Origin of the sequence: Paenibacillus xanthanilyticus (genome assembly GCF_042682185.1) — a bacterium.
In the GTDB taxonomy this organism is placed as follows: domain Bacteria; phylum Bacillota; class Bacilli; order Paenibacillales; family Paenibacillaceae; genus Paenibacillus_Z; species Paenibacillus_Z xanthanilyticus.
The window spans coordinates 1,342,249-1,367,364 of sequence record NZ_JBHUHA010000001.1; the positions used below are offsets into that span (position 1 = coordinate 1,342,249).

The following is a 25,116-nucleotide window of genomic DNA, read 5'->3' on the forward strand; positions in this document are numbered from 1 at the left end:
GCCGTTCTACCCCCTGCTAGTCATGTATTTCATCAGGACCTCCTGGCTCGCCTCCGCGCGCGGAACGACGCCCGTGAAGCGGCCTTCGTTCATTACGTAGATGCGATCGCACATGCCGAGCAGCTCCGGCAGCTCGGAGGAGATCATGAGAATGCCTTTGCCTTGATCGGCGAGCTCGTTGATGATGGTATAAATTTCGAATTTCGCCCCGACGTCGATGCCGCGCGTCGGCTCGTCGAGGATCAGCAGGTCCGGTCCGGTGAACATCCACTTGCTCAGCACGACCTTCTGCTGGTTGCCGCCGCTCAAGTTGCCCGTCTTCTGGTGAATGCTCGGCGTCTTGATCTTCATCCGGCTGCGGAACCCTTCCGCCTCGATCACTTCGCGGTTATCGTCGACGACGAACCATTTGGAGATATGCTTCAAGTTGGCCAGCGTCGTGTTGCGCTTGATGTCGTCCATCAGAATCAAGCCGTATTCCTTGCGGTCCTCGGTCACGTACGCGATGCCGGCTTCGATCGCTTGGCTGATGTCGGTCAGCTTGAGCTCCCGACCTTCCTTGAACAGCTGCCCGCTGATCCGCTTCCCGTACGCCTGGCCGAAGATGCTCATCGCAAGCTCCGTTCTGCCTGCCCCCATGAGACCGGCAATGCCGACGATCTCGCCTCGCTTGACCTCGAAGCTGACGTCGTCGACGACCTTGCGGTCTCCCTGCAGCGGATGATGGACCGTCCAATGCTTCGCTTCGAACAGGGTGCCGCCGATCTTCGGTTCCCGCTCCGGATAGCGGTGCGTCAGGTCGCGGCCGACCATGCCGCGGATGATCCGTTCCTCGGTAATGTGATCGGCTCGCACGTCCAGCGTCTCAATCGTATGGCCGTCGCGCAGAATGGTGATGGAATCCGCGACCTTCATGATCTCGTTCAGCTTGTGCGAAATGATGATCGAGGTGATGCCCTGTTCTTTGAACGCGAGCATGAGCCGCAGCAGGTTCTCGCTGTCTTCCTCGTTCAAGGCGGCCGTCGGCTCATCCAGGATAAGCAGCTTGACCTTCTTGGACAACGCCTTGGCGATCTCAACGAGCTGCTGCTTGCCGACGCCGATCGAGCCGGCCTCCGTGTTCGGATTTTCGCTCAAGCCCACCTTCTGCAGCAGCTCCCGCGTACGGACCGTCGTTTCGTGCCAATCGATGATGCCTCGCTTCGCCTGTTCGTTGCCGAGGAAGATATTTTCTGCAATGGACAGCTGCGGAATGAGCGCCAGCTCCTGGTGGATGATGACGATTCCGAGCTCTTCGCTGTGCCGGATCGAACGGAATTCGCACACCGTTCCATTAAACAAAATATCGCCTTCGTAGGTGCCGTGCGGATAGACGCCGGAGAGCACCTTCATGAGCGTCGATTTGCCGGCGCCGTTCTCGCCCATCAGCGCATGGATTTCGCCTTCCTTGACCTTCAAGTTGACATTCCCGAGCGCCTTGACGCCGGGGAAGGTTTTGGTGATGTTGCGCATTTCCAATAAAACGTTCATCGTAGCCGTCACCAGCCCCTCGAAATATGAAGGACGGATCTGTCGGGCGGTATAGCGCGTCCCTCGAGATCGCGTCCGTTCTGATCGTGCCCCGCGATTAGTTCAACTCATCCTCGGAATAGTAGCCCGAATCGACGAGCACTTGCTTGTAGTTCTCTTTGTCCACCGATATCGGCTCCAGCAGGAAGGAAGGCACGACTTTCACGCCGTTGTCGTACGTCTTCGTATCATTGACTTCCGCTTCCTTGCCTTCGATGACCGCCTCGGCCATTTTCACCGCGACCTTGGCCAGCTCGCGCGTATCCTTGAACACGGTCGACGTCTGCTCGCCGGCGATGATCGACTTGATCGACGCCAGCTCTGCGTCTTGGCCGCTGATGACCGGCATCGGCTTGTCGCCGGAGCCGTAGCCCACGCCTTTCAGCGAGGAAATGATGCCAATGCTGATGCCGTCGTAGGGCGACAGCACCGCGTGAACGACGTCGTCCGCATAATTCGCGCTCAGCAGGTTATCCATCCGGGATTGGGCGGTGGCCCCGTCCCAGCGGAGCGTCGCGACCTGCTCCATGCTCGTCTGCTTGCTCTTGACGACGAGCTTGCCGCTCTCGATGTACGGATTCAGCACCGACATCGCGCCGTCGAAGAAGAAGTACGCGTTGTTGTCGTCCGGCGAGCCCGCGAACAGCTCGATGTTGAACGGCCCTTTGCCGTCCTTGAGCCCCAGCTTCTCTTCGAGGTAGGAGGCTTGAAGCACGCCGACCTTGAAATTATCGAACGTTGCGTAGTAGCTGACATGCTCCGAGTTCTTGATCAGCCGGTCGTAGGCGATGACTTTAATGTCCTGGTCGGCCGCCTTCTGCAGCACGTCGGTCAGCGATTCGCCGTCGATCGATGCGATGACGAGCACCTTGGCGCCCTTGGTGATCATGTTCTCGATTTGCGACACTTGATTCTCAATGACATCCTCTGCGTACTGCAGGTCGACCTCGTAGCCGAGCGCCTCGAATTCCTTCTTCATATTGTCGCCGTCCGCCACCCAGCGTTCGGACGACTTGGTCGGCATCGCGATCCCGACCTTGCCCTTGTCGCCGCCACCGCTCTCGCTTGCGGTGCCTTCCGCCGCCGTATTCCCTCCCGCGTTGCCGCCGCTGCCGGCGTTAGTGCCGCCGTTATTGCCTCCGCAAGCCGCGAGTACGATGACGAGCATCGTCATCATGATGAGCGTAAGCGCTTTTCTCATCTTGTTCGTTATCCCCTTTCGGTTGGTGATGAAGCGATAGGTCTATCTTAGGAGATTGGGCCGGCCTGGGTCTTTGCAATAAATTTACGGATTTTTATAAAAAATCAACGTGGGCCGCAGTCATCGGGCGTTAAGGCAGGAAACGAAAAGAGAGCCGACCGGATTGCTCCGATCGGCCCTCGTCATTCTTATTTCAGCCGGTCCAGCTCGCGCTGCGCCGTCTCCTGCGCTTCCTTGAGCGCTTGCGCCGCCGGCACGTTCTCGATCTGCACCTTGTCGGCCGCGATGGTCAGCGCGTCGTTGATCTTGCCGCCCGTCGGATCCTCGAACGGCTCCGAGCCGTGCGTCGCCTGCTTAAGCGGCACCTGGGACTGCGGGTTCTGCTCCCCGAACGCCTTGAAGGCCGGGTCCTCCAGCGCCGATTGCCGCACTGCAATATAGCCGGTGTTCATCGACCAGAGCGCCGTATTCTCGGCGCTCGTAAAGAACGCGTACCACTTCATGGCCGCCGCCTGCTGCTCCGGCGATGCCGCGGCCGGAATGCCGGCGCTGATCGCTTGGGCGACCGGACGGCCCGGCCCGACGCCTTCCCAACCCGGCTGCTCCATCGCCGCGACGATGGAGAAATCCAGATCCCCTTGGTCGCCGCTCGAGCCGGTGTAGCCGGCCGCCTGGCCTTTCATCACGTCGTCGATCGTCTTGTACCAGTACTCCCAGCCTTGTCCGCCGGAATGAATGCGCATGATTTTATCGTCATGAATCCACTTGCGGAACAGCTCCCACGTGTCGACCCATTCCTTCGCGTCGATCGTCACCGTCTTGCCGTCCTCGCTCAGGATGCGTCCGCCCTTGCTGAGCGTGGCGTCGATCATATTGGCCGAACCCCACATCGGCTCCCACCCGTAGAACGTCGTCTTGTCGCCGTCCTTCACGGTCATCTTGGCGGCCGCGGCGGCCAGCCCTTCCCACGTGCTCATGTCCTCTGGCTTGATTCCCGCCTTCTCCAGCGCATCCTTACGGTAGTACATAATTTGCGTCGTGCCGTACATCGGCAGGAAATACTGCTTGCCGTCCACCTGTCCCTGCTTGAGGAACGTCGGCACGAAGTCGTCGGCCTTGAAATCCGGCAGCGCCGCGATCAGCTCATCCATCGGGGCATACAAGCCTTTGCGGGCCCATGCCGAGTTGGCGGTCAGTACCGCGGCAGGCACCTGCTTGGCGGCGATGGCGGCCTGCAGCTTCTTCTCCGTCTCCGAATAATCGGCTTGCGCGATGCCTTTGACGATAACCTCGTCCTGGGAGGCATTGAACTTGTCGATCTGCGTCTTCATCAGCTCGCCGAGCTTGCCGCCGAGTCCGTACCAGAATTCGATCGTCACCGGCTCGGATGCCGGCGCTGCAGCCGGTTCGGCTTCCGTACCCCCGGCGGCCGTGCTGCTGTTCGCCGCTTCGGCGCCTGCATTCGCGGATGCTCCCGAGTTCGCGTTCTCCGAATTCGCGCTGCCGCCGTTCTGGCCGCATGCCGTCAAAAGACTGATCGCGATCAGCATCGTGGCGGCGATGGTTGGTTTGGCGTTCTTCATCATAGATAGACCCTCCGTTATCGATATATTGAGTGCTGCCCTCAGCCCTTGGCGGCGCCGGCGGACAGATTGAAGCTGTTCATGATCGTGCGCTGCGTAAGCAAGAAGAGGAGCAGCAGCGGCGCGATGGTGAAGGCGCTGGCCGCCATGATCAGCGGCCACTTCAGCCCGTAGGCGCCGCCTTCCACGAAGAAGCTGCGCAGGCCGGCCGAGACGAGCTGAAGCTCGGGGCTCTTCGTGATGAGCGAAGGCCAGAAGTAATTGTTGTACTGATCGATGAACGTGATGAGCGCCATGACGGCGAACGTCGGCCGGGTCAACGGCACGAGGATCGTCCATAGGATCCGCCCGTGCGACGCCCCGTCGATCTGACCGGCTTCGATCAGCTCGTGCGACACTTGCAGGAACGCCTGCCGCGCGAGGAAGATCGCGAACACGCTGACCATGTTCGAGACGATCAGGCCGGCGTACGAATCGAGCAATTGCAGCTTGGAGAGCACGACGTAGCCGGGCAGGTAGACGGCCGTCGCCGGGATCATGAAGCCGAGCAGGATCGCCCCGGAGAACAAGCGCTGCAGCCGGAACTTCATATGGGTAATCGCATACGCCATCATCGCCGAGTTGATCGCCTGCAGGAGGACGATCGCCAGCGCCACCCCGGCGCTGTTCGCCATGTACCGCCAGAACGGCGCCTCGAGCCAGGCTTCGGCGTATTGCTCCCATTGCGGCGAGGCAGGCCACAGCACCGGCGGGAAGCTCCAAATTTCATCGTTCGTCTTCAGCGCGCTCGTCGCCATCCAATAGAATGGGAACGCCATGGCTAGCGCGATCGCGAGCAGGATCGCGTGGCGGAGCGCGGTGCCGGCTTTGCCCCAGGCGTGCATCTTACGTGTCGTGTGCACCTTGCATTCTCCTTCAATTAATAATGGACGCTCCTGCGGCTGACGAAAGACGAAGCCAGCGACAGCAGCAGGCAGCTGATGATCAGGACGACCGCGACCGAAGACGCCTCCCCGATATTGAACGATTCGAAAGCCGACTGGTAGTACATATACAGCAGCGTCCGCGTCGAGCCCGATGGCCCGCCCTGCGTAAGCACGTTGATCTGATCGTACGCCTGCAAGGCGCCGATCGTCTGGACGATGAACAGGAAGAACGTCGTCGGCGACAGCAGCGGCAGCGTAATGCGCCGGAGCTTGTCCATGCCGCTCGCGCCGTCCAGCTCGGCCGCCTCCAGCAGCTCGGCCGGCACGTTCTGCAGCGCCACCAGATAGAACACCATCGCCCAGCCGATCGACTTCCAGATCGTCACGATCAGCACGCCGGGCAGCGCCCACCGCGGATCCTGCAGCCAGCCGACGGCATCCAAGCCGATCGCCTGCAGCACCGTATTCGCAAGCCCCACCTCGGGCTCGAAGATCCACGACCAGACAATGGAGACGGCGACCGTCGGCGTGACCCACGGCAGGAACATCAGCGTGCGGTAGACGCCAGCCCCTTTCATCGCCCGGTTCAACAGCAGCGCCAGCGCAAGTCCCCCCGCCATCGCCGGCAGCACGCTTCCCGCACAGAATAACAGCGTCACGCCCAGCGCCTCGTAGAACGCCGGACTATCGAACAGATAACGGTAATTGTCGAGGCCGACGAACGTTTTCTCCGGACTCATGAAATCCCATGCCGTGAAGCTTAGATACACGACATATCCGAGGGGAATGAACCAGAACAGCGTCAGCGGAATCATGGCCGGCAGCGTGAACGCGAACGCCAGCGCATCCTTCCGAAGCTTCTCGGCTCGTGTCATACGGATAACACTCCATTCCATTTTCTTTTCATCCAACTGATCGTTCGGTACCCATCATCGCTCCCTCGTCTATCGTTCAATTATTTTTGTACACTCAATGTACCGTTCGTTTGTCAACAGAGCATCAGGCACAATTAAAGGCTTTGTAAATGGGGATGGAGGAAGAATCGGCGAATGCACACGGGGGCGGATCTTTCACTTGAGGCGAGTCCTTGCCTGCAGCGCGGAGGCGGATTGCTGCTTCGATCGCGCGGTTTTGCGTGTATTAACGAGCAAACGCGGGTTCGGCCCTTTCTTTCCGCCAATTCGTGCCGTCCCACTCCCGCTACCACCGAGGTGATTCGCATGTCCGGACTCGTATTCATACTCATTTACTTTGGCATCATGGGTCTCGTGGTCGAAATCGCGAGCGAATTGTTCGTCGTCACCGGCCTCGAGCGAAGCATCTCCCGCTTCCAGGTCATCTCCATGCTGACGGGAACGGGCTTCACGACCAAGGAATCCGAGCTTATCCTTCGTCACCCGATCCGCCGCAAAATCGGCATCGCCCTCATTCTGTTCGGCGCCTTCTCCTTGGCGGTCGTCATCTCGTCCATCACGAATATTCTGGCCGACGATTTCCGCATTCCCCAGCTGCTGGTCGCGACTGCCGCGCTCACGATCGTCTGCGCCATCGTCAAGAACCGCCGCTTTCACGCCCGGACGCGCCCGCTGTTCGAGAAGCATCTTAGACAGGATTTCCAGCTGCACGAGCTGCCCGTCCAGGAAGTGCTCTATATTCACGATCACGATCTGCTCGCATCGGTCTCCCTGCATGAGCGCTCCGTCTATATTGGGCGACAAGCTCGCGATGTACTTCGTGACGAGGACGATATCCATCTGCTCTATATCAAGCGGGGCCACGTCCATCTGCGACAAGGCGTCCGGCAGGAAACGCTGGCTGAAGGGGATATGCTCATCGTGTACGGCGATAAGCAGCTTATCGAGGAGAAGTTCAAGGAGGAGCTGCGTGAAGAGCTGCGGCAGGCCGAGGACGAGAAACATATCTCGACGCTGCTGGAGTGAAGCGCAGGTGTCGACGCCCATGCGTCGCACCGCAGCGCAAATAAGGGCAGTCGGCCTTTTTCGGCCGACTGCCCTTTTGATATAGCATCCATTCAACCCTGTTTCGAGCGCGATTGCCCTCGGTCTACTGCTTGAATATCGCTCCCCCAAGCCACTCCGCCGAGGGGGCTCCAAAGGGACTAAGCGTATGCTTCCGAAGCAGTTTTCCTCTGGAAAACTTTTACCTCTGGACACCCGCTTTCGTGCTGACATGATGGGCAGTGGATGGCGGGTGCTTTCGATCGGGGCACGCTTTTGTCCTGCGGACAAAGCTTACGTGGGTTCCTCCCCCAAGCATCTATGGAGACTCCGGAGGTGAGTGCCCTCGCTAGACCGCCTCTGCCCCCTACTCCTTCACCGACCCCAGCGTGATGCCATGAATGAAGAAGCGCTGGATGAACGGATAGATGAGCAGGATCGGAATCATCGAGACGATGATCTTCGCCGCGTTGAACGTCCGGTTGGACACGGCCATTGCCGCTGCCAGCTCCTCCGGCGACATGCTCGTCATCGCCTGCGCGCTGATCTGCGTCACGAGCGTCTGAATATACGTCTGCAGCGGGTAATGATCCTGCTTGCTCATGAGCACGAGCCCGTCGAAGAACGAATTCCAGTGAAACACGATGCTGAACAGCGTCACCGTCGCGATCGACGGGAGCGACAGCGGGATATACAGCCGGACCATGACGTACCACGGCCCCGCGCCGTCCATCTCGGCTGCTTCGTTCAGCTCCTTCGGCAGGTTGCGGAAGAAGTTCATCAGCAGGATGACGTTGAACACCTGCACGGCATGCGGCAGCACGAGCGCCCAGATCGAATCGAGCAAGCCGTAATATTTGATCGTCATGAACCAGGGCACGATACCGCCGCTGAACAGCATCGTGAAGACGAGAAACCACATATACACGTTGCGCATCGGGAACTGCTTGGCATCCTTCGACAGCGCGAACGCCATCATGACCGTCAGCACGAAATTGAGCAGGCCGCCGAGCAGCACGCGCTGCACCGAGATCAGGAACGCTTGGAAGAACTGCCCGTCGTCCAGCACCTTCGCGTAGCTGGCCGTCGTCGCTTTGATCGGCGTCAGGAACACGCGGCCCGCATCGGCAGCCGTCTTGTCGCTGAACGACACCGCGACCGTATGGAGCAGCGGAATCAGGCAAGCGATCGTGATCAGGAAGAGGACCGCCAGAATCGCACCGTCGATAACCCGGTTTCGTACGCTGTTTTGGCCTACCACAAGAAGTCACCTCTTTGCATCATACAATTAGAAAATCCGGTAGCCCGCGAATCGGCTGGCCAGCACGTACGAGAGCACGACGAGAATGAAGCTGACGACCGATTTCAGGAGGCCGACGGCCGTGCCGAGACTGTACTGCAGATCGTTCAGGCCGACCCGGTACACGTACGTGTCGATAATATCGGACGACTGGTACACGAGCGGGTTGTACATGTTGAAAATTTGATCGAAATTCGCGTTCATGACGTTGCCGAGCGCCAGCGTCGCCAGCAGGATGACGGTCGTCTTCACGCCGGGCAGCGTCACGTGCCACAGCTGCCGGAAGCGTGATGCGCCGTCGATGCTAGCCGCTTCATAGAGCGCGGGATTTATCCCGGTCAAGGCGGCCAAGTAGACGATCGCGTTGAAGCCGAACTCCTTCCACACGTCCGTGGCGACGATGATCGCCGGGAACCACCGGTTGCTCGCGTAGAACAGAACCGGATCGACGCCGAACATGCCGAGCGCCTGGTTCACGATGCCCTCCAGCGAGAAGACGTCGAAGAAAATGGTGGCCAGCAGCACCCACGAGATGAAGTGCGGCAAGTAGACGATCGTCTGGATCGACTTGCGCAGGAAGCGGACCCGCACCTCGTTCAGCAGCAGCGCGAAGACGAGCGGCACGATCAGGTTCGCGACGATTTTGAGCACCGCCAGGAAGATCGTGTTGAAGAAAATGAGCCGGCTGTCCGGCAGCTGGAACAGATAGTGGAAGTTCTCCAGCCCCACCCACTCCGAGCCGGTAATGCCCCGGCCCGGCTTGAAGTTCTGGAACGCGATGACGGCAAACCCGATCGGCACGACGCTGAACAAGAGCAGCAGCAGAATGCCGGGGAGCACCATCGCGTGATAGTGAAGCGCGTTTTTGCGAGAATACATGGTGACACCGCCTTATTTGCCGTTTACGATGTCGGCGACTTCCTTCGTGATCTGGTCTCCGCCGAGCTTATGCCACTGCGCCGCGAAATCGTCGAAGGCGGACACCGGCAGATCGCCGACGATAATTTTGAGGAACGTCTCGTTCTCCAGCTTCTCCAGCGTCGTCCACTTCAACTCCATCGACCGGGTCATGCCGTAGAAGACGCTGTACACCTTCTCCATGTCCGTGCTATGCAGGACGCCGCCGCCAAGCTCGTAGGCTTTGGCCGCTTTCCACGCATCCATGTTCTTCTTCGGATTCTCTTTCTCCGTCACCGTATAATCGTAGACGAGCTTCGTATCCGGGTCGAACGAATTCGGGTCGAGCTCGCCCTTGAGCGCCTTCTGCACGTTCTCGTAACGCTGGACGACCGCGTCGGAGTAATCGAGCAGCAGGTCGAACGGATAGAAATTGCGCACGTGCACGCCCGTCTCGGCCGCGAAATCGTCGAGCTTCTTCACTTCCGCCGCGTTCGGGTCCTGCCTGCGCTCCAGACGGGTGAACGCGTTCAGCAGCTTAACGACCGCCTCCGGATGCTCGTAACCTTTACGCACGACCAGATAGCGGTCGGTCACCGGCGCCATGTGCGTGACGAACTTGCCGCTCTCGTCCGTCGGAGCCGCGTAAGCTTTCCAGTCCGCCTTCGTATCGTTGACGACCGAGTCGGCCAGCGGCCAGTACGGCATCCACCACGGACCGAAGAACAGGCCGGTCTTGTTGGCGACGATCGGCTCCTGCGTCTCCTTGTACAGGGCGAACTGCGGATCGATCAGCCCGCGCTTGTACCAATCCGCGAGCATGGCGAGCGCTTCCTTGTTCTCCGGCTGGACGGAGCCGTAGACGACGTTGCCGGAAGCGTCCTTGATCCAATTCTTCGGGAAAGCGCGGAACGCGCTGAAGATCGTATCGAAGCCGTTCGGATTCGGCTTCTGGCCGTAGACGACCATCTTGTCCCCGGTCAAGCCGACCGTATCCTTCTTGCCGTTGCCGTCCGGATCCTGATTGGCGAACGCGTCCGCGATCTTCTCCAAGTCCGCGAGCGTCTTCGGCGCGGGAAGCTTGAGCTTGTCGAGCCAATCTTGACGAATCCACAGCAGCGAAGGCGCATCCGCCTCGATCGCGACGTTGGGCAAGCCGTACAGCTTGTCGTCCACGGTGGCGTCGGCCAGCGCGAGTCCTTTCGTCGAATCGTACATATCCTTGACCAGTTGGGAGCCGTACTTCTCGTATTCCTCCGTCAAATCCTCGAGCATGTCGTTGTCGATCAGCTTCCGCAGCTGGTTGCGGTCGACGACGAGCGCATCCGGCAGATCGTTGCTCGCGATCGCCAGGTTGACTTTCTGCTTGAACGGATCCTCGCCCTTGGCTTCCCACGTATGGACGACCTTGATGCCGGTGATGCTCTCCAGGTAGCGCGAGACGATGTTGTTGTCATTCGATTCGCCTTCGGGCAGCTTGTCATCCGGCGCGCGGAACCCGATATTGACGGTGATCGGTTCCGTTACCTTCTCATAGGCGAGCTCATCGCCGGCTTTGGCCCCCGCTTCCGCATTGCCTCCGCCGGCAGCAGGCGCGTTGTTGTTCGCCGCCTTGCCGTTATTGCCGCCCTCGCTGGCGGGCGCGTTATTGCCGCCTCCGTTGGAGCAGGCGCTGAGCGCCATGACGAGCGCCATCGAGGTTACCAGCCATAATTTCGGTTTCATGCTATCCCCCGTTTCGATATGCATCGCGTTTGATTACGCTTTCATTGTATGGGATCCCCGGCTTCGCCCGAGAGAGAAAAACGACCGCAGCCGCGCGTTAACCGTACGGAGTTCGCCGACGAAATTCCACCCGCCGCTAAACCGTTTTCCCACCGCTCGCCCGGAAATCGGTCGGCAGCATCCCTACGCGGTCGCGGAACAGCCGGCTGAAATACTTGTCGTCGTCGAAGCCCGCCTGCGAAGCGACCGCATAGATCGGCTCCTCCGTCTCCAGCAGCAGCTTCTTCGCCCGCTCGATCCGCATGCCCCGCAATACTTCCCCGAATGATTCGCCCGCGAACCGGGCGAAGCATTGGCTGAAATAACTCCGGCTCATGCCGACGCGCGCCGCGACCTCATGCTGGTTGATCCGATTGCCGGCCTCCGCCCGCATGAGCTGCACGGCGCCGATCAGACACTGCATGACCTCTTTGGACAGCGACAGCTCGACCATGCGCCGCTGCGCGCAATCGGCGAAGCGCCGAAGCCACGGCTGCCACTCTGCCCACGACCGCAAGCCTAACAACTGTGCGGCGAGCTCGTCTGCCTCGCCCGGCGCGACCAGCAGCCCTTGCCATTCGTCGAGCAGCTTCCCCGCTTCCGAAGTCAGCATGGCGGGCGAAGGGCGCTCCGCTTCGATCCGCTGCGCGAACGTCCGGAATTCGCGCGAGGACAGCGCCCACGCCAGACGGTCGCCGAACTGGAATGACGCTTTCCCGGCCATCCCCTTCGCCTCCGCCATTGTGTCGTAACGGATCGTCGGGATCGCCTGTAGCCTGCCTTCGGCATAGAACAGCGCCGCATCCATCCCTTCCGACAGCGCGCGCTCGAACTCCCCGATCGATCGTCCGGTCAGCCCGGTCACGAGCGCCGCGCGCCAGCCGTGGAGCTTATCCGCCTCCTGCTGCCATTCCGCTTCATTCATCGGCTCAGCCAGCGGAATGAACCAATACCGTCCAGCTTGCAGCAGCCGCGGACCGCGCTGGATCATCGGCAGCCGGTACAACGCCTTGCCGTCCGCGTCCGCCGCATCCGGCACGAACACGACCGCCGCGTCCGCAGACGGATCCCCTTCCTCCTTCGCCTCCTCCCCTTTACGGCTCCCCTGCTCCCAACGGAAACGCTCGACGATGCGATTCATCACCTCGTCGGTGTTGTCCAGCTCGAACAGCGTTTTGACGATATAATCGATCGCCCCGAGCCGGAGCGCTTCCTGTACGTAATCGAACTCGTGATGGCACGTCAGCACGACGGATTGCAGCCGGGGATATTGCAGCCTCGCCTGCTTGATCAGCTCGAAGCCCGACTGCCCCGGCATCGTGATATCGGTGAACATGAGGTCTGCCGGCACGGAAGCCAGCAGCGCGAGCGCGGACTTGGCATCCGCCGCCTCGCCGGCGATGACGATGCCGTAGCGCTCCCATTCGATCATCGAAATAAACCCTTTGCGGACAAGCTTCTCGTCGTCCACGACGATCGCTCTTATCATGTCAGATGCTCCTTTCCTCTGGCGGGAAGCGCGATGATGACCTCCGTCCCGAACCCGGGCTGGCTCTCGATCGTCATCCTCGCTTCGGCGCCGTAATAACGTTCCAACAGCCTGCTCACATACGACAGCCCGATGCCCAAGCCTCTTCGGGCTTCCTTCGGATCATCCTGCAGCAGCCGCTTCGCCTCTTCCTCTGTCATGCCGCTCCCGTTATCCCGGACGATGACCTCCATTCGCTCTGGGCCCGCGCCGCGGATCGTCACCGCCACGCGGCCGGCCTGTTCGCTGCTCCCGTGATAGATCGCGTTCTCCACCAGCGGCTGCAGCAGGAACCTGGGAATCGCCGATCCGAGCAGCGACTCGTCCGCGTAGACGTCGAATTCGAATTCGTAATCATACCGGACGCGCTGCAGCTCCATATAGTGATGAAGCGCTTCCAACTCCTCCCGCAGCGTGACGATCAGACTTTGCTTGCCCAGGTTGTAATGCAGCACTTTGACGAGCAGCGTCACGAGCTTGTCGATCTCCTTCTGTCCATTCATCCGGGCCAGCCATTGCACCGAATTGAGCGTATTGTGCAGGAAGTGCGGATTGATCTGACTGAGCAGCTTCTCGATCTCAAGCTGGCTTCGCTGCTGTTCGTTCCGCTCGGCGGCATCGATCAGGTCGTTCACCTTCGTCTTCATCTCCTGGAAGTTCGCTAGCAGCAGATCGAATTCCTCGATGCGCGTGTACGTGACGGGCGCCGTCCGGTTCTCCGCCATTCGCACGATCTCGGCGTTCACCTTCCTCAGCGGGCGATACACCTTCCGCCAGATGAGCATCGCGATCAAGCCGGCGAACAGCAGCATCGCGAACGTGATCATGACCATCTTCGTGAACCACGACCGCAGCTCGCTGTTGAACGTCGATTTCTGTACCGCGGTGATCAATTCCCACCCCTGTTCGCTCTTGTAGCGGAACAGATGGTAGCCCTTATATTCCTCGTGCAGCATGGAGGCGTCCTGCCAGCTGGGTTGGCTTGTTGGAATCGGCGCTTCGTCGTTCTCGACGTACGCGACTTCTCCTTGCTCGTTGATGAGCAAATGCGACACCTCGACGCCGTAAGCTTGCGGATTCAGAATCTTGCGGAACAAATTGTAGTTCGATTCCAGATACACATAGATTTTGCGATCGCCCTCGATGCGCACGGGACGCACGGACGAGAAGACGATATTCGCCCCATAGTTGTACATCGTCCGGTGCGGCCCGTGGTAGCCGGCGCCGTTGTATTTGACGAACGGACGGAACGCGGCGAGATCGAATTCAGGCGTGACGCTTAGATTCGCGAACAGTATCGGGTCCTCCGCCTCCGGCATGACATAGGCGGTCAACCCGAGATAAGGGTTCGTGAAATTCACGAGATTCATTTTCTGGCTGATGCGGGTCATGATTTCGGACTTCTTGTACACTTGCTTCTCCTGGAGAAAAGCAGACACTTCGCCCGCCAATTGGTCGTCGAGCGCGAACTGCTTCGAGGCAAAATCCAGGTTGCTGATCAAATTCTCGAGCGCCCCCGCCTCCTGCTTCAAGCTCGCGCTGATCCCGCTCTTGATCTTGTTTGTCAAGATGTCGTAAATCGACGTGTACGTCACGATGCCGACGAGCGCGAGCGGCAGCATGCATGCGATCATCAAATAGACGACAAGCGTTCGCCGCAGCGATTGGGGCCCGAGCGGGTGTCGGGCGCGCTGCCATGGTTGTCGCATAAATACCCCCTTGTGCGCGTAAAGTGACCCCTATTATAAAGTCTCTTGCTACAAATCGGAACACGATTTATTAGAGAAGTTTTCATATACAAAAGCGCCGAGACGCGAATGCAACGGTTCATGCAACGTTCACGTTCAATTTAATTAACCTTAGGGTATAATATTCGTGATCGATAATCGCAACCTGAGGAGCTGCTGCTGCTATGTCCGATCCAACGAACGTCTTATCTCGAACAAACGATAAACCAGCCCGCCGCCGATGGCGCAAAGCGCTGTATTGGACGGCCGCGATCGTCGTCGTGCTTATCGTCGGCGTCTTGATCGCCCTGAACCAACTCACCTACGTGCCGAAGGAAGAAGCGTTGGCCGCGCTCCGAAGCGGCGGCGGCGTGACGGTCGCCGAACAATCGGATTGGACCCGATTCGAACCCGATTCGGGCGAAGCTCGCCAGCCCGCGGTCATCTTCTACCCCGGCGGCATGGTCGAACCCGAGAGCTACGCGCCGCTCGCCAGAGCCATCGCCGAGCGCGGCCATCGGGTCTACGTCGTCTCGATGCCGTTTAATCTCGCCATGTTCGGCGCGAACCGGGCGGATGGCATCATCGCGGAGCGGCCCGAGGACCGCTATGTCATCGGGGGCCATTCGCTCGGCGGCGTCTTCGCCGCCCGATACGCGGCCAAGCATCCGGATACGATTGCCGGCGCCTACTTCCTCGCTTCCTATGTCGACGAGGGGGGCAGCCTTAGCGATTCGGCGATACCCGCGCTGCAAATAACGGGGACCAAGGATGGCGTCATGAACACGGCCAAATGGGAGGAAGCCAAAGCCAACCTGCCGGCGGAGACGACGTACGTCGCGATCGAAGGCGCCAACCACAGTCAATTCGGCCTGTACGGCAAACAAAAAGGAGACCACGACCCGGACATTACGCCTGCCAAGCAAATCGATGCCGTCGCGAACGCCCTCACAGCATGGATGAATAAGAGCGGGGATTAAGCGCCAGGCGCCTCGAGGGAGATGTCACGCATCTGCCGGAATTTGGCCAGGATAAAGCCGAAATCCAGACAAACAGACGAAAGAGCCGCTGCGGATGCAGCGGCTCTTTCGATTGGCCTATTTAGGCTTATTTGATGATAAAGGTTCCGAACACGCCGCCGATTAAGATCGATAGCGCCAGGATTCAACCGGGTTCCGTTCCCGTTCGACGAGCTCGGGCTGCTTCATCCTTCTTCATCTAAGCGATCTCTTCTTCCGACTGATCCGCCCTATGGACCGACCGATCGTATTCGGCCAGCACGGCCGACTGGATCTTCTCCCGGGCCGCAGGCGTGATCGGATGCGCGATGTCGCGGAATTGACCGTCAGGGGTTCGCTTGCTCGGCATGGCGACGAACAGCCGGCCCTCCATTTCAATGACGCGAAGGTCATGCACGACGAATTCGCCGTCGAAGGTGACGGACGCAATGGCTTTCATCCGGCCGTCATTGTTCGCGGCGCGGAGTCGGATATCGGTAATTTGCAAGGAGGCTCCCACCTTTTCCATAGATGTCTAACCATTACAATACCATGCAAGCGGCTTCATTTCCTGCTCTCCAATCTTAAATTTTCGTAAAAAAAAGAACCCGCGATCCGCCGAGGGACGATGGGTTCTTGCATGGTTATGCCGCTCTGGTCATAGGCCTGTAAGCCATTATTGCTCCAGCTTATTCCAGGACGTCACCTTTTCGATCGGAAGACGAGCCGTCGGATAGCCCGATCCCGCCGCCGCTTTGCCGACCGAAATAAGCATAACCGGAATGAGATGAGCCGGAATCTGGAAGTACTCGATCAGTTTCTCAGGGGAGAAGCCACCCATAGGCACGGTATCGTAGCCTCTGGCTTTGGCAGCCAGCATGAGCTGCATCGCGACCAGGCCGCCGTCGATCAACGCCACGCTGCGCGCCTTCTCCGGGGACATCGTCCGGTAATATTCCTTCATCCGGGGTACGTAGGCATCGCGTGCTTCCTTCGGCATGCCCGCTTCGACGGACAGGTCGTAAATCTCGTCCGCGCGCTTGTACGCTTCGGTGTCGCCGAGCAGTATAATCGTCGCCGCCGCGTCGACCACCTGTTTCTGGTTATTGGCGATCGGCAGCAGGTCCGCTTTGACCGCCGAATCCGTTACCACGATGAAACGCCAAGGCTGCAAGTTCGAGGAGGACGGCGCAAGCGTCGCTTCCCGCAGCAGTTCCTTGAGCTCTTCCTCTGTAATAGTCACGCTCGGATCGTAGCTCCGAATCGATTGGCGTTCCCGAATGACCGAATAGAAATCCACGCCCGTTTTCTGAGTCATATCATGATTCCTCCGCATCCAAACTGTAATATTTTTAGTTACTGTTATAACTTTAGTTACAGTATAGAGAGGAACCATGCTTGCTGTCAACCGAAAAAAGAAAAGACTCTCCGGCATGCCGATTAGGTCAGCGCGCCTAGAATCTCTTCTTCCAGCTCTAGCTGCTCCCAAGTCAGTCGGCAGGCCTTCTGCAGATAGATAAGGCCTTTCTCGAACAGCCCTGGCGCATGGTCGTCCAGATAGACGCTCATTTGTCCCCAGAATAGACGGATATACGTGCTCCCCGGATAGTCGTTCTCCCGCATCCATACGGATGTCATCGCCAAGGGATTATGAGCGCGGGCCGCGGCATCTTGCAGTAAGGGATATAACACCTTCGCTTCCCAATTCACGTGAATTTGCAGCGATTCGGCTAATGCGTCCGTCTGGCACTTCAAATTCAGGATGTCGTGAAACTCCGGCGTGCCGCGATCCTTCAGCTCCCGGATCAGCTTTTCCACCTTGATGATATCCGCCCGAATCACTTCGTGCTCGTTGACCAACCGTTCAAGCCCGCGCGTCAATTCCACGGGCAGCTCCTCCTGATACGTAAACATGCGAACTCAGCTCCTCTTATGACTGTGTTGGCATTCCAATCTCGGCTGCTTTCGTTTATAAGGCATAGAGCGTCAACAGGTCCTTCGTCGTCACCGCGTCCCGCTTATCTTCCTCCCGGTTTCTCTTCTCCATGCAGGCCGCGCATTTCCGCTCGGTATCGCATTCGCCCGCTTCGTCGCATGTATAACAATAGTGGAGCATATATCTCGTCAGATCGGTATGTTTTCTTTTCGTTTCCATTTGGCTTCACCTCGCAAGTTAGTAACAAGCCTCTTCTCTACAACTCCACTATACCGCGCGCCGCCGTTATCCGCTGTGCACTTCCTCACATGTGGCTGCGAGGATTCGCGGTCGCGGAACGCAGTCGCCCCATCCGAGTACGAGACGGCCACGCCCGAAGTAATGCGCTTTTTGATCCGAAGAACGCATAAGAAGCCATCCGCAAAGTCGCGCGCGACTATTCGAATGGCTCCATCGTTTATTGGACCTTTATTCAGCCAGGAGATGGCCGTACGTACCGTCCTTGCGACGATAAATTACTTCCATGCGGTTAGACGCCCGATTGTGGAACAGGTGGAAGGAGTGGTCCGACATGTTCATCTGCAGAATCGCCTCTTGAATGTCGACCGGCTTCATCGCGATCCGCTTCACCTTCATGACCGGAAAATCCTCATCCTCCTCCAGAGCGCTCGCAGCCGACCTTGTCTGCTGGAGGTTGTACGCCATCTCGCGGCTTTGCGTTCTTAGCTTGCGGCGCGCCCGTTCCTTATATTTGCGAAGAATGCGCTCTATTTTGTCGGAAGCCTCGTCGAGGGCGGCATACATATCGATATCCTTGACCTCTGCGCGGAAAACCATGCTATGGTAGGGAATCGTCACTTCGACCGCGTGCTCCTGCTTATGCCCTAGCACCGCGAGCGTGACGTGAATGGTGACCGGTTCGTCGAACCAGGCCTGCGCGGTTCCGATTTTGCGTTCCGCGTATTCTTGAAGAGCCGGTGTAATCGTAAGGTGTTTGCCGTGAACGTGTATGGACATCATCATGAAGGCCTCCTTAGCGTTGCAAGCTCTCTTGCATGGCTTCATTATAGCCCCGCTTTCCGGCCGCTCGCTGTGACGATACTCACAACGAATTTTAGGAAGGTACTTCCACCTCCCATGTCCATGAATCACATCCGGCAGATCTCTTTCGGGCAATTGTCGCAGTGGCAAATTTCGCGCAAATATTCCAGATCATGGACGACGTAATACCCATTCGCGTAGTCGATGACGCCCTTCTTTCTTAGCTCGCTCAGCATCCGATTGACGCTCTCGCGAGTCGCCCCGATCATGTCCGCCATCTCTGTATTGCTAATTTTGAGGTTGATTTCGATTTTCCCCTCATCCGTCTTGCCATAGGAATTGCACAGACGAATCAGAAGCGAACACAAGGCGCCGGTTTTGCCGAATAGCATCAAATCGCGAAACTTCGTTTGGGTGAGACGGTGCATAAGCCCCATCCATCGCATCCATTCCAAGGCGAAATCCCCGTCCTGCCAGACAAGCACCTCCACGTCCTTGCGCTGGAGGGTGCCGATCGACGCGTTCTCGGTCACTTCGGCGCTGAAGCCATGGACCCCATCCTGAAAGGGATCAACCTGACCGAGCAGGTCGCCTGCCTGGTGAAGGTATAACGTTAGCGTTCTGCCGACGTCCGAAGACTTGGTCGTTCTGACCTGCCCTTGGAATAGGTAATAAAGTTTATCGGCTATCTCGCCTTCCCTGAACAGATAGGAGCCCTTCTCAGCTTTGCTTATGTACATGATGCCCCTTAGCTTCTCGAAATTCTCCACCGAGAGCGTTCGTAATAACCCGCCGCCGGCTTCCTCCGTCTTCGATTCCATGGATGGCCTCCTTCAGAAGGATGTGCAAGCCTACGTTTCCTGCGCTAGCCGCTTACGTTGTGCTTATCGAAATACCGGGCGATCTCGACGAGCATGCCGCCCGCTCGTTCCACGTCGGGCACGATTACCCGGCGAACGCCTTCCTCCTCGAGTCCCGTTGCGGTTACCTTCCCGACGGCGACGGCCAGCACGTTCTCGTCGAACTGTCGAATTATCTCTTCTTTCGCGCCGAGTTCCTTCACGTAATCGAACAAGTAAGCGATCTGCGCCCGCGTCGTGAAACATACGGCGTCCACTTCGCCGGCCCGGATTTCGCGCACAGCCTCGGCCAACACCTCCGGCTCCGGCGGCTGATAATGATAGGGCAGCGACAGCGTGAGCTCGGCGACCCCGCGCTTGCGGACAAAGTCCGCCAGCTCGGAATGAGATTGTCCGTGAAGTTGAATCCACACCCGTTTCCCGTTCAAATCGATCTGCTCGAGCTTACTGGCCACGCTGCGAAGCGAGCCGTCGTCGGCGATGATCTCCGGCTGAACGCCCAGATTCTTGAGGAATGCGAATGTGCGATATCCGCGGCTGGCGACGCGAGCGCCTCTCAGCAATGTCGTGAAGTCCGCCAGCAATCCGAGCGCTTCCGCGCGCTCGCGGAAATAGGCGAAGCCGATGCCGGTCGTGAAAACGAGCCAGTCCGCGCCAGTCGCGATCAGACGCCGAAGATCTTCGTCGACCGTGGCCTCATCCGCATAGGTCAAGCCCTGCAGCGGCCGCACGACGGGAATGCCGCCTTGCTTTCGGATGAGGTCGGACATTTCGTCGATTTTTTGCGAGCCCGCGATGACGATTTTTTTCCCGTTTAATGTAACCATGACGCACCTCCTTTTCTTTCGGTTATGGCTGCGGCCAACCGACGTACACTTCGCCGTCGCGAATATCCACCGGGTAACTTCGCACCTGACCTTCGTCTGGCGGAAGCACGCGGCCGTCCGCCAGCCCGATCTTCCAATCGCAGATCGGATCGAACAGCACCTCGCCCGAGACGATTCCTTCCACGATCGTGCCGCCTCTCGGTCCTGGGCTGCGGTTCTCCAGCGCGAACAGCTTGCCCTCCGTCGTCCGAAACACCGCGATTTCCTGCTCGCTCATCCGAACGACCCGCCCGATCCGCATCGGGAACTGATCCAGCGAGCCGACATGATAATACTCCATCCGTGTATCGCTCCTATCCTCATCCTCGTTTATTCCTGACGGACCGGCACCTTGATCTCCTCGAACAACTGCTCCTTCAGCTTGCGGTTGTCCAGGATATCCCGCCACGGCTCCTTCACCTGCTGAAGAGACAACTCGATCCTGCCGTTCAGCTCGCTCCGCTTCTCCGCGTTGTCCACCACAATCGCGACCACGTGATCGAGCCCTACCCGTTCCAGCCAATCGCTCGTGCGCTCCAGATAGTTGGCCGTTTCCCGGTAGTGCTGGATGAACGCCCCCACGATATCCATGACTTCGTCGTCGGTCTTCACCTTGCACAGCAAGTCGGCTAGACGGGCCTTGATGCCGCCATTCCCGCCGACATAAATTTCCCATGCGCCTTCGTTGCCGACGATCCCGAGGTCCTTCGTCGCGGATTCCGCGCAGTTGCGCGGGCAGCCGTTGACGGCCATTTTGAATTTCGCCGGCATGTCCAGCCGCTCGAACTTCTTCTCCAGCCGTACGCCCATATCGATGGAGTCCTTCGTGCCGAAGCGGCAAAATTGCGAGCCGACGCAGGTTTTGACCGTGCGCAGCGCCTTGGCGTAAGCATAACCCGACGGCATGCCCAGCTCTTCCCACACCTTCGGCACATCCTCGCGCTTGATGCCCAGGAGATCGAGTCGCTGCCCGCCCGTCACCTTCACGAGCTTGACGTTGTATTTCACGGCCACGTCCGCGATGAGCCTAAGATCCTCCGGCGTCGTGACCCCGCCGTACATTCTCGGAATGACGCCGAAGGTGCCATCCTTCTGAATGTTGGCGTGCATGCGTTCATTGACGAAGCGCGCGTCTCGCTCGTCCACATGCTCCGAAGGCCAGATCATGCCCAAATAGTAGTTCAGCGCCGGCCGGCACTTCGAGCAGCCTTCTTCGTTCTCCCAGCCGAGCGCGTATCGGACTTCCTTCGAGGTAATCAGACCCTTTTCTTTGATATTGCGGACGACCTCGTCTTTGCTGAGCGTCGTGCAGGCGCAGATACCTTCCTTCTTCGCTGCGGCCGAATCATACTTGTCGCCCAGGACGTGCTTCAAGATTTGCTCGACGACCGGCCGGCAGCCGCCGCACGAGCGGGACGCGCCGGTGGACATCTTGATCTCCTCCACCGTCGTGAATTCCTGCTCCTGGATCACGTCCACGATCCGCTTCTTGGTCACGCCGTTGCAGCCGCATACGATTTCTTCGTCCGCGATATCCGCGACCGAGTTGCCGGAATCGGACTCGGCCGTGCCCATAAGCGCCCCATGGATCGCGTCCGTCATGACCGTGCCGGTCCGTATCCATTGCTGCAGACGCGTCGATTCTTTGCCGTCGCCGATCAGCACGCCGCCCACGATCCGGCCGCCCCGCAGCAGGATCTTCTTGTAGATGCGCCGCCACTCGTCATGCATGCGCACGATCGCCAGATCCGGCGCGTCCGTGAACTCGCCGGCCGAGAAGACGTCGATACCCGAGATCTTCAGCTGCGTGGAGACGACGGTGCCTTCGTACGGCTTCGTCTCGGCGCCGCACAGATGCTTGGCGAGCACCCCGCCCTGCTCGAACAGCGGAGCCACCAGACCGTAGCACATTCCCCGGTGTTCGTTGCACTCGCCCACCGCATAGACGTCCGGCGCCGACGTGCGCATGTAATCGTCCACCACGATGCCGCGGTTCACTTCGAGTCCGCTCGCCTTGGCGAGCTCGGCATTAGGCACGATGCCGGCGGCCATCACGACGAATTCCGCGTCCAGCGTCGTTCCGTCGCTGAATTGCAGGCCCGTCACGCGGTCATCGCCCAGGAATGCCGTCGTTTTCTTGCCCATGGCGAATTTCAAGCCCTGACCCTCGAGCTCCGCCTGCAGCATGAGCGATGCGGTCCTATCCAGCTGGCGCTCCATGAGCTCCTCGACCAAGTGGACGACGGTGACGTCCATGCCTAATTTCAGCAGCCCCTTGGCAGCTTCCAAGCCCAGCAGCCCGCCGCCGATGACGGCGGCCTTCCGGTGCACGTTGGCGGCTCGGACCATGCGCTCGCAATCGTCGATGTCGCGGAAGCCCACGATGCCCTCCTTGTCCGCGCCCGGCACCTTTAGCCGGAATGGACGAGAGCCTGTCGCCAATATCAATTTGTCGTAAGCAACCTGCAGTCCGCCCTCGGCCTCCACCTGCTTGTTTGCGAGATCTAACCCCGTTACCTTCACGCCGGTATGCAGCTCGATCCCGTTATCGCCGTACCACTGCCAGTCGTTCAGAATAATATCCTCGATCGCTTTGCTTTTCTCGAGCACGTAAGAGAGCTGGATGCGGTTGTAATTCGGGTAAGGCTCCGCTCCGATGATGGTGATGCTGTATTTGTTCGGAGCAAGCTTGAGAATGTTTTCCACCGTATTGATGCCCGCCATGCCGTTGCCGACCACGACCAAACGTTCGCGTTCCACTCGACGTTCCTCCTCGTGTTGCCATTTGGAAATTAGTATTCGATGCCTTGCAGCGATTCATACTTCATTCCGGCTGTTCGGGGAAGTCTCGCATAACGAAAGAACCCTCGCACCCACCTGGTCAAGGCGGAGGCGAAGGTTCTATTAGCCATCAAGGTTTTCTTGGGTCAATGAGCCGTATGCGTCGGCGTACCCGGGAGCGCGTCCTCTTGCTCGTCGCCGCGCTTGTTGCCTTTGCCAAAACGCGTCGCGATCTTGCGAAGGAACGGCAGAAGGTAGTAGTCGATACCGAAGCGGCCGCCGTTCGTGCCGGCGATCATCACGATGCCGCCGAGAAGAATGAGCCATGGGTTCGTGCTGACGGTGCCGGCGAACAGGAACATGAAGTTCATCATCAGGCCGAAGAATGCCGCCACGGCGGTAAGTCCGCCCAAGATAAGACCCAAGCCGACAAGCGTCTCACCAAGCGGAATCGCGATGTTGATGAGCTTGACGTTCGGCAGCGCGAAATTCTCGAGGAAATTCGTGAAGGTCGGATAGATAAGTTCGTTCGTCGCGCGATCCACGACCGGTTTGGCGATCGCGCCCTGCAGGAAACCGCCTGCGTCGAAACCGTCCTTCAATTTATCAATACCGTGAGTCAGCCATTCGTAACCGAGATAAAGGCGAAGCAGGACAAGAAACCCGGCGGCATATACATTCTCGCGAAGAAATTTCATCAACATGATGGATACATCTCCTTGGTTTTGTGAATAAATTCACAATATAGTTTGGAAGCTGCTCATTCGCGGCGTTTTCCGCATCGCCATGAGCCGCGCGGCGCTTGTTGCTGTCTTCCATGGCTTTATTATAGGCGCGCATCGCGCGCAAAGATGTGATCCTTTTCACACCGCTAACGATTTTTTCGCGCATACACGTAGGAAGGCCTTTCAGGCCTTCATTTCGTCGATCCGTTTCCTGATGTAAAAGAGGACGCGGCGGAATCCCGCGCGTCCTCTTCGTCGATAACCGTCTCCCCTTACCTTGCCCCGATGTTCGTGCCGCTTGGCGTTCCCGCGCCCTTCAAATCACTGTTGTCCGCAAGCTTCAGGAAGTTGCCCAGATTCGGCGAGCCGTCCGCATTACGCGTGACCGTCGGCGTCAAGCTGACGAAATCGGCCGCGCTTGCCGCAAGCCCCTTCGCGTTCACGCTTGCGTTGTTCTTCCACCAGACGTTCGTGCCGCTAACGTCGGTGCCGCTCGTCTTGTCGCTCGATCCGCCGTCGAAGGACAAGTTGTTCGTGAACTGATGGGTGCCCGCATCGAACGCGAAATTGCTCTGCCCGTTGTCCCAGGAGGTGTTGTTCGTCATTCTGATGGAGCCCGGGTTGCTGTTATACGTAAAGCCATGCTTCTTGTTCTGATAGGCGATGCTGTTCACGACGATATGGTCAACCGGGATCTGCTCGCCGCCGAGCTTGAAGCCGTTGCCGTCGCTGTTGGTCGTCGATGTGCCGTCCGACGTCTGCCCGTTATGGTGCGCGATGCTATTGCGGATCGTGACGGCGCCGATCGGGCCCGTATCGGTCTTCGCATACAGATCCCAGCCGTCGTCGACGTTATACGCCGCGATGCAGCCTTCGAATACGTTGCCCGGTCCCACCGTCAGCTTCGCCGCGAACCCGTCCGCGTCCTCGCCGTTGTCCGGATCGTAATTGTCGTGTGAATAACTGTTGATGACCTGATTGTACTGCGGCCATTCGCTGTTGGCCGCGGTCGATGCGTAACGGCCCAGCTGAATGCCCGTATCGCGGTTGTGATGCGCCTCCACGTTGCGGATGATGTTATAATTGCCCCCGATGAAAATGCCGTTGTCGCCGGCCCCTTTCACCTCGATCCGTTCCACGTTCCAATAATGGCCGAACAGCTGCAGCCCGCGGTTCGCGGAGCCGAACGACTGACCCGAGAAGTCGAGCACCGGCTTCTCGCTGCCGTAAGCGACGATCTTCTTCGGGCTGCTTGCCGTTCCGTCGTTGCCGCGCGCGATCGTGATTGTCGAAGCGTAGTTGTACGTACCGCCTCGCATATAGATCGTTTTGCCGGCCGCGATGCGCGTCAGCGCGGATTCCAGCGTAGTCGGGCTATCCAGCGTGCCGGCATTGCTTGCGCTGCCGGTTGGCGCGACGAACAGATCGCCGGCTGCCGGAGTCGGCGGATTTCCTG

22 protein-coding genes and 1 pseudogene are annotated in these 25,116 nt (G+C 58.9%); 2 read left to right on the top strand and 21 right to left on the bottom strand.

Features of this window, described 5'->3' with window-relative positions; genetic code table 11:
• Positions 1–6 precede the first annotated feature (6 nt).
• The 5 genes from mmsA to ACFSKT_RS05515 form a co-directional block, all read right to left on the bottom strand.
• Positions 7–1,530, bottom strand: a complete 1,524-nt coding sequence (mmsA, locus tag ACFSKT_RS05495; RefSeq protein WP_377717997.1) for a multiple monosaccharide ABC transporter ATP-binding protein — start codon at positions 1,528–1,530, stop codon at positions 7–9.
• A 97-nt stretch (positions 1,531–1,627) separates the two neighbouring features.
• The gene (gene chvE, locus ACFSKT_RS05500; RefSeq protein WP_377717998.1) at positions 1,628–2,770 is read right to left on the bottom strand and encodes a multiple monosaccharide ABC transporter substrate-binding protein; all 1,143 of its coding nucleotides are present in this window, start codon (positions 2,768–2,770) and stop codon (positions 1,628–1,630) included.
• Between the two features lie 188 nt (positions 2,771–2,958).
• Positions 2,959–4,356, bottom strand: coding sequence for an ABC transporter substrate-binding protein (locus tag ACFSKT_RS05505; RefSeq protein ID WP_377717999.1), 1,398 nt, complete (start codon positions 4,354–4,356; stop codon positions 2,959–2,961).
• A gap of 38 nt (positions 4,357–4,394) precedes the next feature.
• Positions 4,395–5,237, bottom strand: a complete 843-nt coding sequence (locus ACFSKT_RS05510; RefSeq protein ID WP_377718148.1) for a carbohydrate ABC transporter permease — start codon at positions 5,235–5,237, stop codon at positions 4,395–4,397.
• Positions 5,238–5,272: 35 nt separating this feature from the next.
• Positions 5,273–6,154, bottom strand: a complete 882-nt coding sequence (locus ACFSKT_RS05515; RefSeq protein ID WP_377718000.1) for a carbohydrate ABC transporter permease — start codon at positions 6,152–6,154, stop codon at positions 5,273–5,275.
• A gap of 345 nt (positions 6,155–6,499) precedes the next feature.
• Here ACFSKT_RS05515 and ACFSKT_RS05520 point away from each other — a divergent pair, with 345 nt between their 5' ends.
• Positions 6,500–7,219, top strand: coding sequence for a hypothetical protein (locus ACFSKT_RS05520; RefSeq protein WP_377718001.1), 720 nt, complete (start codon positions 6,500–6,502; stop codon positions 7,217–7,219).
• Positions 7,220–7,604: 385 nt separating this feature from the next.
• On the opposite strand, the gene ACFSKT_RS05525 is transcribed toward ACFSKT_RS05520, so the two are convergent.
• From ACFSKT_RS05525 to ACFSKT_RS05545, 5 genes are all read right to left on the bottom strand, one after another.
• A complete protein-coding gene (locus tag ACFSKT_RS05525; protein WP_377718002.1) occupies positions 7,605–8,498 on the bottom strand; it encodes a carbohydrate ABC transporter permease in 894 nt (297 codons plus the stop codon).
• 27 nt (positions 8,499–8,525) lie between these two features.
• On the bottom strand, positions 8,526–9,416 hold the full coding sequence (locus tag ACFSKT_RS05530) for an ABC transporter permease (protein ID WP_377718003.1): 891 nt from the start codon (positions 9,414–9,416) through the stop codon (positions 8,526–8,528).
• Between the two features lie 12 nt (positions 9,417–9,428).
• Complete coding sequence (locus ACFSKT_RS05535; RefSeq protein WP_377718004.1) at positions 9,429–11,159, bottom strand: extracellular solute-binding protein; 1,731 nt, start codon at positions 11,157–11,159, stop codon at positions 9,429–9,431.
• Positions 11,160–11,295: 136 nt separating this feature from the next.
• Entirely contained in the window at positions 11,296–12,687 is a 1,392-nt protein-coding gene (locus ACFSKT_RS05540) for a response regulator transcription factor (RefSeq protein WP_377718005.1), read from the bottom strand.
• Entirely contained in the window at positions 12,684–14,435 is a 1,752-nt protein-coding gene (locus ACFSKT_RS05545) for a sensor histidine kinase (RefSeq protein ID WP_377718006.1), read from the bottom strand. The genes ACFSKT_RS05540 and ACFSKT_RS05545 overlap by 4 nt, the downstream gene beginning before the upstream one ends.
• 203 nt (positions 14,436–14,638) lie before the next feature.
• Here ACFSKT_RS05545 and ACFSKT_RS05550 point away from each other — a divergent pair, with 203 nt between their 5' ends.
• The gene (locus ACFSKT_RS05550) at positions 14,639–15,433 is read left to right on the top strand and encodes an alpha/beta hydrolase (RefSeq protein WP_377718007.1); all 795 of its coding nucleotides are present in this window, start codon (positions 14,639–14,641) and stop codon (positions 15,431–15,433) included.
• Positions 15,434–15,671: 238 nt separating this feature from the next.
• Here ACFSKT_RS05550 and spoVG read toward each other — a convergent pair whose 3' ends face one another.
• The 11 genes and pseudogenes from spoVG to ACFSKT_RS05605 form a co-directional block, all read right to left on the bottom strand.
• Positions 15,672–15,959, bottom strand: a complete 288-nt coding sequence (spoVG, locus tag ACFSKT_RS05555; RefSeq protein WP_377718008.1) for a septation regulator SpoVG — start codon at positions 15,957–15,959, stop codon at positions 15,672–15,674.
• A gap of 168 nt (positions 15,960–16,127) precedes the next feature.
• Positions 16,128–16,769, bottom strand: a complete 642-nt coding sequence (locus ACFSKT_RS05560; protein WP_377718009.1) for a nitroreductase family protein — start codon at positions 16,767–16,769, stop codon at positions 16,128–16,130.
• Between the two features lie 122 nt (positions 16,770–16,891).
• Positions 16,892–17,365, bottom strand: coding sequence for a hemerythrin domain-containing protein (locus ACFSKT_RS05565; protein WP_377718010.1), 474 nt, complete (start codon positions 17,363–17,365; stop codon positions 16,892–16,894).
• Between the two features lie 55 nt (positions 17,366–17,420).
• Complete coding sequence (locus ACFSKT_RS05570; protein ID WP_377718011.1) at positions 17,421–17,606, bottom strand: hypothetical protein; 186 nt, start codon at positions 17,604–17,606, stop codon at positions 17,421–17,423.
• Positions 17,607–17,855: 249 nt separating this feature from the next.
• Positions 17,856–18,410: a ribosome hibernation-promoting factor, HPF/YfiA family gene (gene hpf, locus ACFSKT_RS05575; RefSeq protein ID WP_377718012.1), complete on the bottom strand. Its 555-nt coding sequence runs from the start codon at positions 18,408–18,410 to the stop codon at positions 17,856–17,858.
• Between the two features lie 125 nt (positions 18,411–18,535).
• Positions 18,536–19,249: a Crp/Fnr family transcriptional regulator gene (locus tag ACFSKT_RS05580; RefSeq protein ID WP_377718013.1), complete on the bottom strand. Its 714-nt coding sequence runs from the start codon at positions 19,247–19,249 to the stop codon at positions 18,536–18,538.
• 44 nt (positions 19,250–19,293) lie between these two features.
• On the bottom strand, positions 19,294–20,115 hold the full coding sequence (locus tag ACFSKT_RS05585; RefSeq protein WP_377718014.1) for a uroporphyrinogen-III synthase: 822 nt from the start codon (positions 20,113–20,115) through the stop codon (positions 19,294–19,296).
• Positions 20,116–20,137: 22 nt separating this feature from the next.
• Positions 20,138–20,455 carry a nitrite reductase (NAD(P)H) small subunit gene (locus ACFSKT_RS05590; RefSeq protein WP_377718015.1) on the bottom strand — a complete coding sequence of 106 codons (318 nt, stop codon included), beginning with the start codon at positions 20,453–20,455 and terminating at the stop codon, positions 20,138–20,140.
• A 29-nt stretch (positions 20,456–20,484) separates the two neighbouring features.
• A complete protein-coding gene (gene nirB, locus ACFSKT_RS05595; RefSeq protein ID WP_377718016.1) occupies positions 20,485–22,914 on the bottom strand; it encodes a nitrite reductase large subunit NirB in 2,430 nt (809 codons plus the stop codon).
• Between the two features lie 167 nt (positions 22,915–23,081).
• Positions 23,082–23,639, bottom strand: coding sequence for a DoxX family membrane protein (locus tag ACFSKT_RS05600; RefSeq protein ID WP_377718017.1), 558 nt, complete (start codon positions 23,637–23,639; stop codon positions 23,082–23,084).
• Positions 23,640–23,932: 293 nt separating this feature from the next.
• Positions 23,933–25,102, bottom strand: a pseudogene (locus ACFSKT_RS05605) (right-handed parallel beta-helix repeat-containing protein); the annotation flags it as partial.
• Positions 25,103–25,116: the final 14 nt, after the last annotated feature.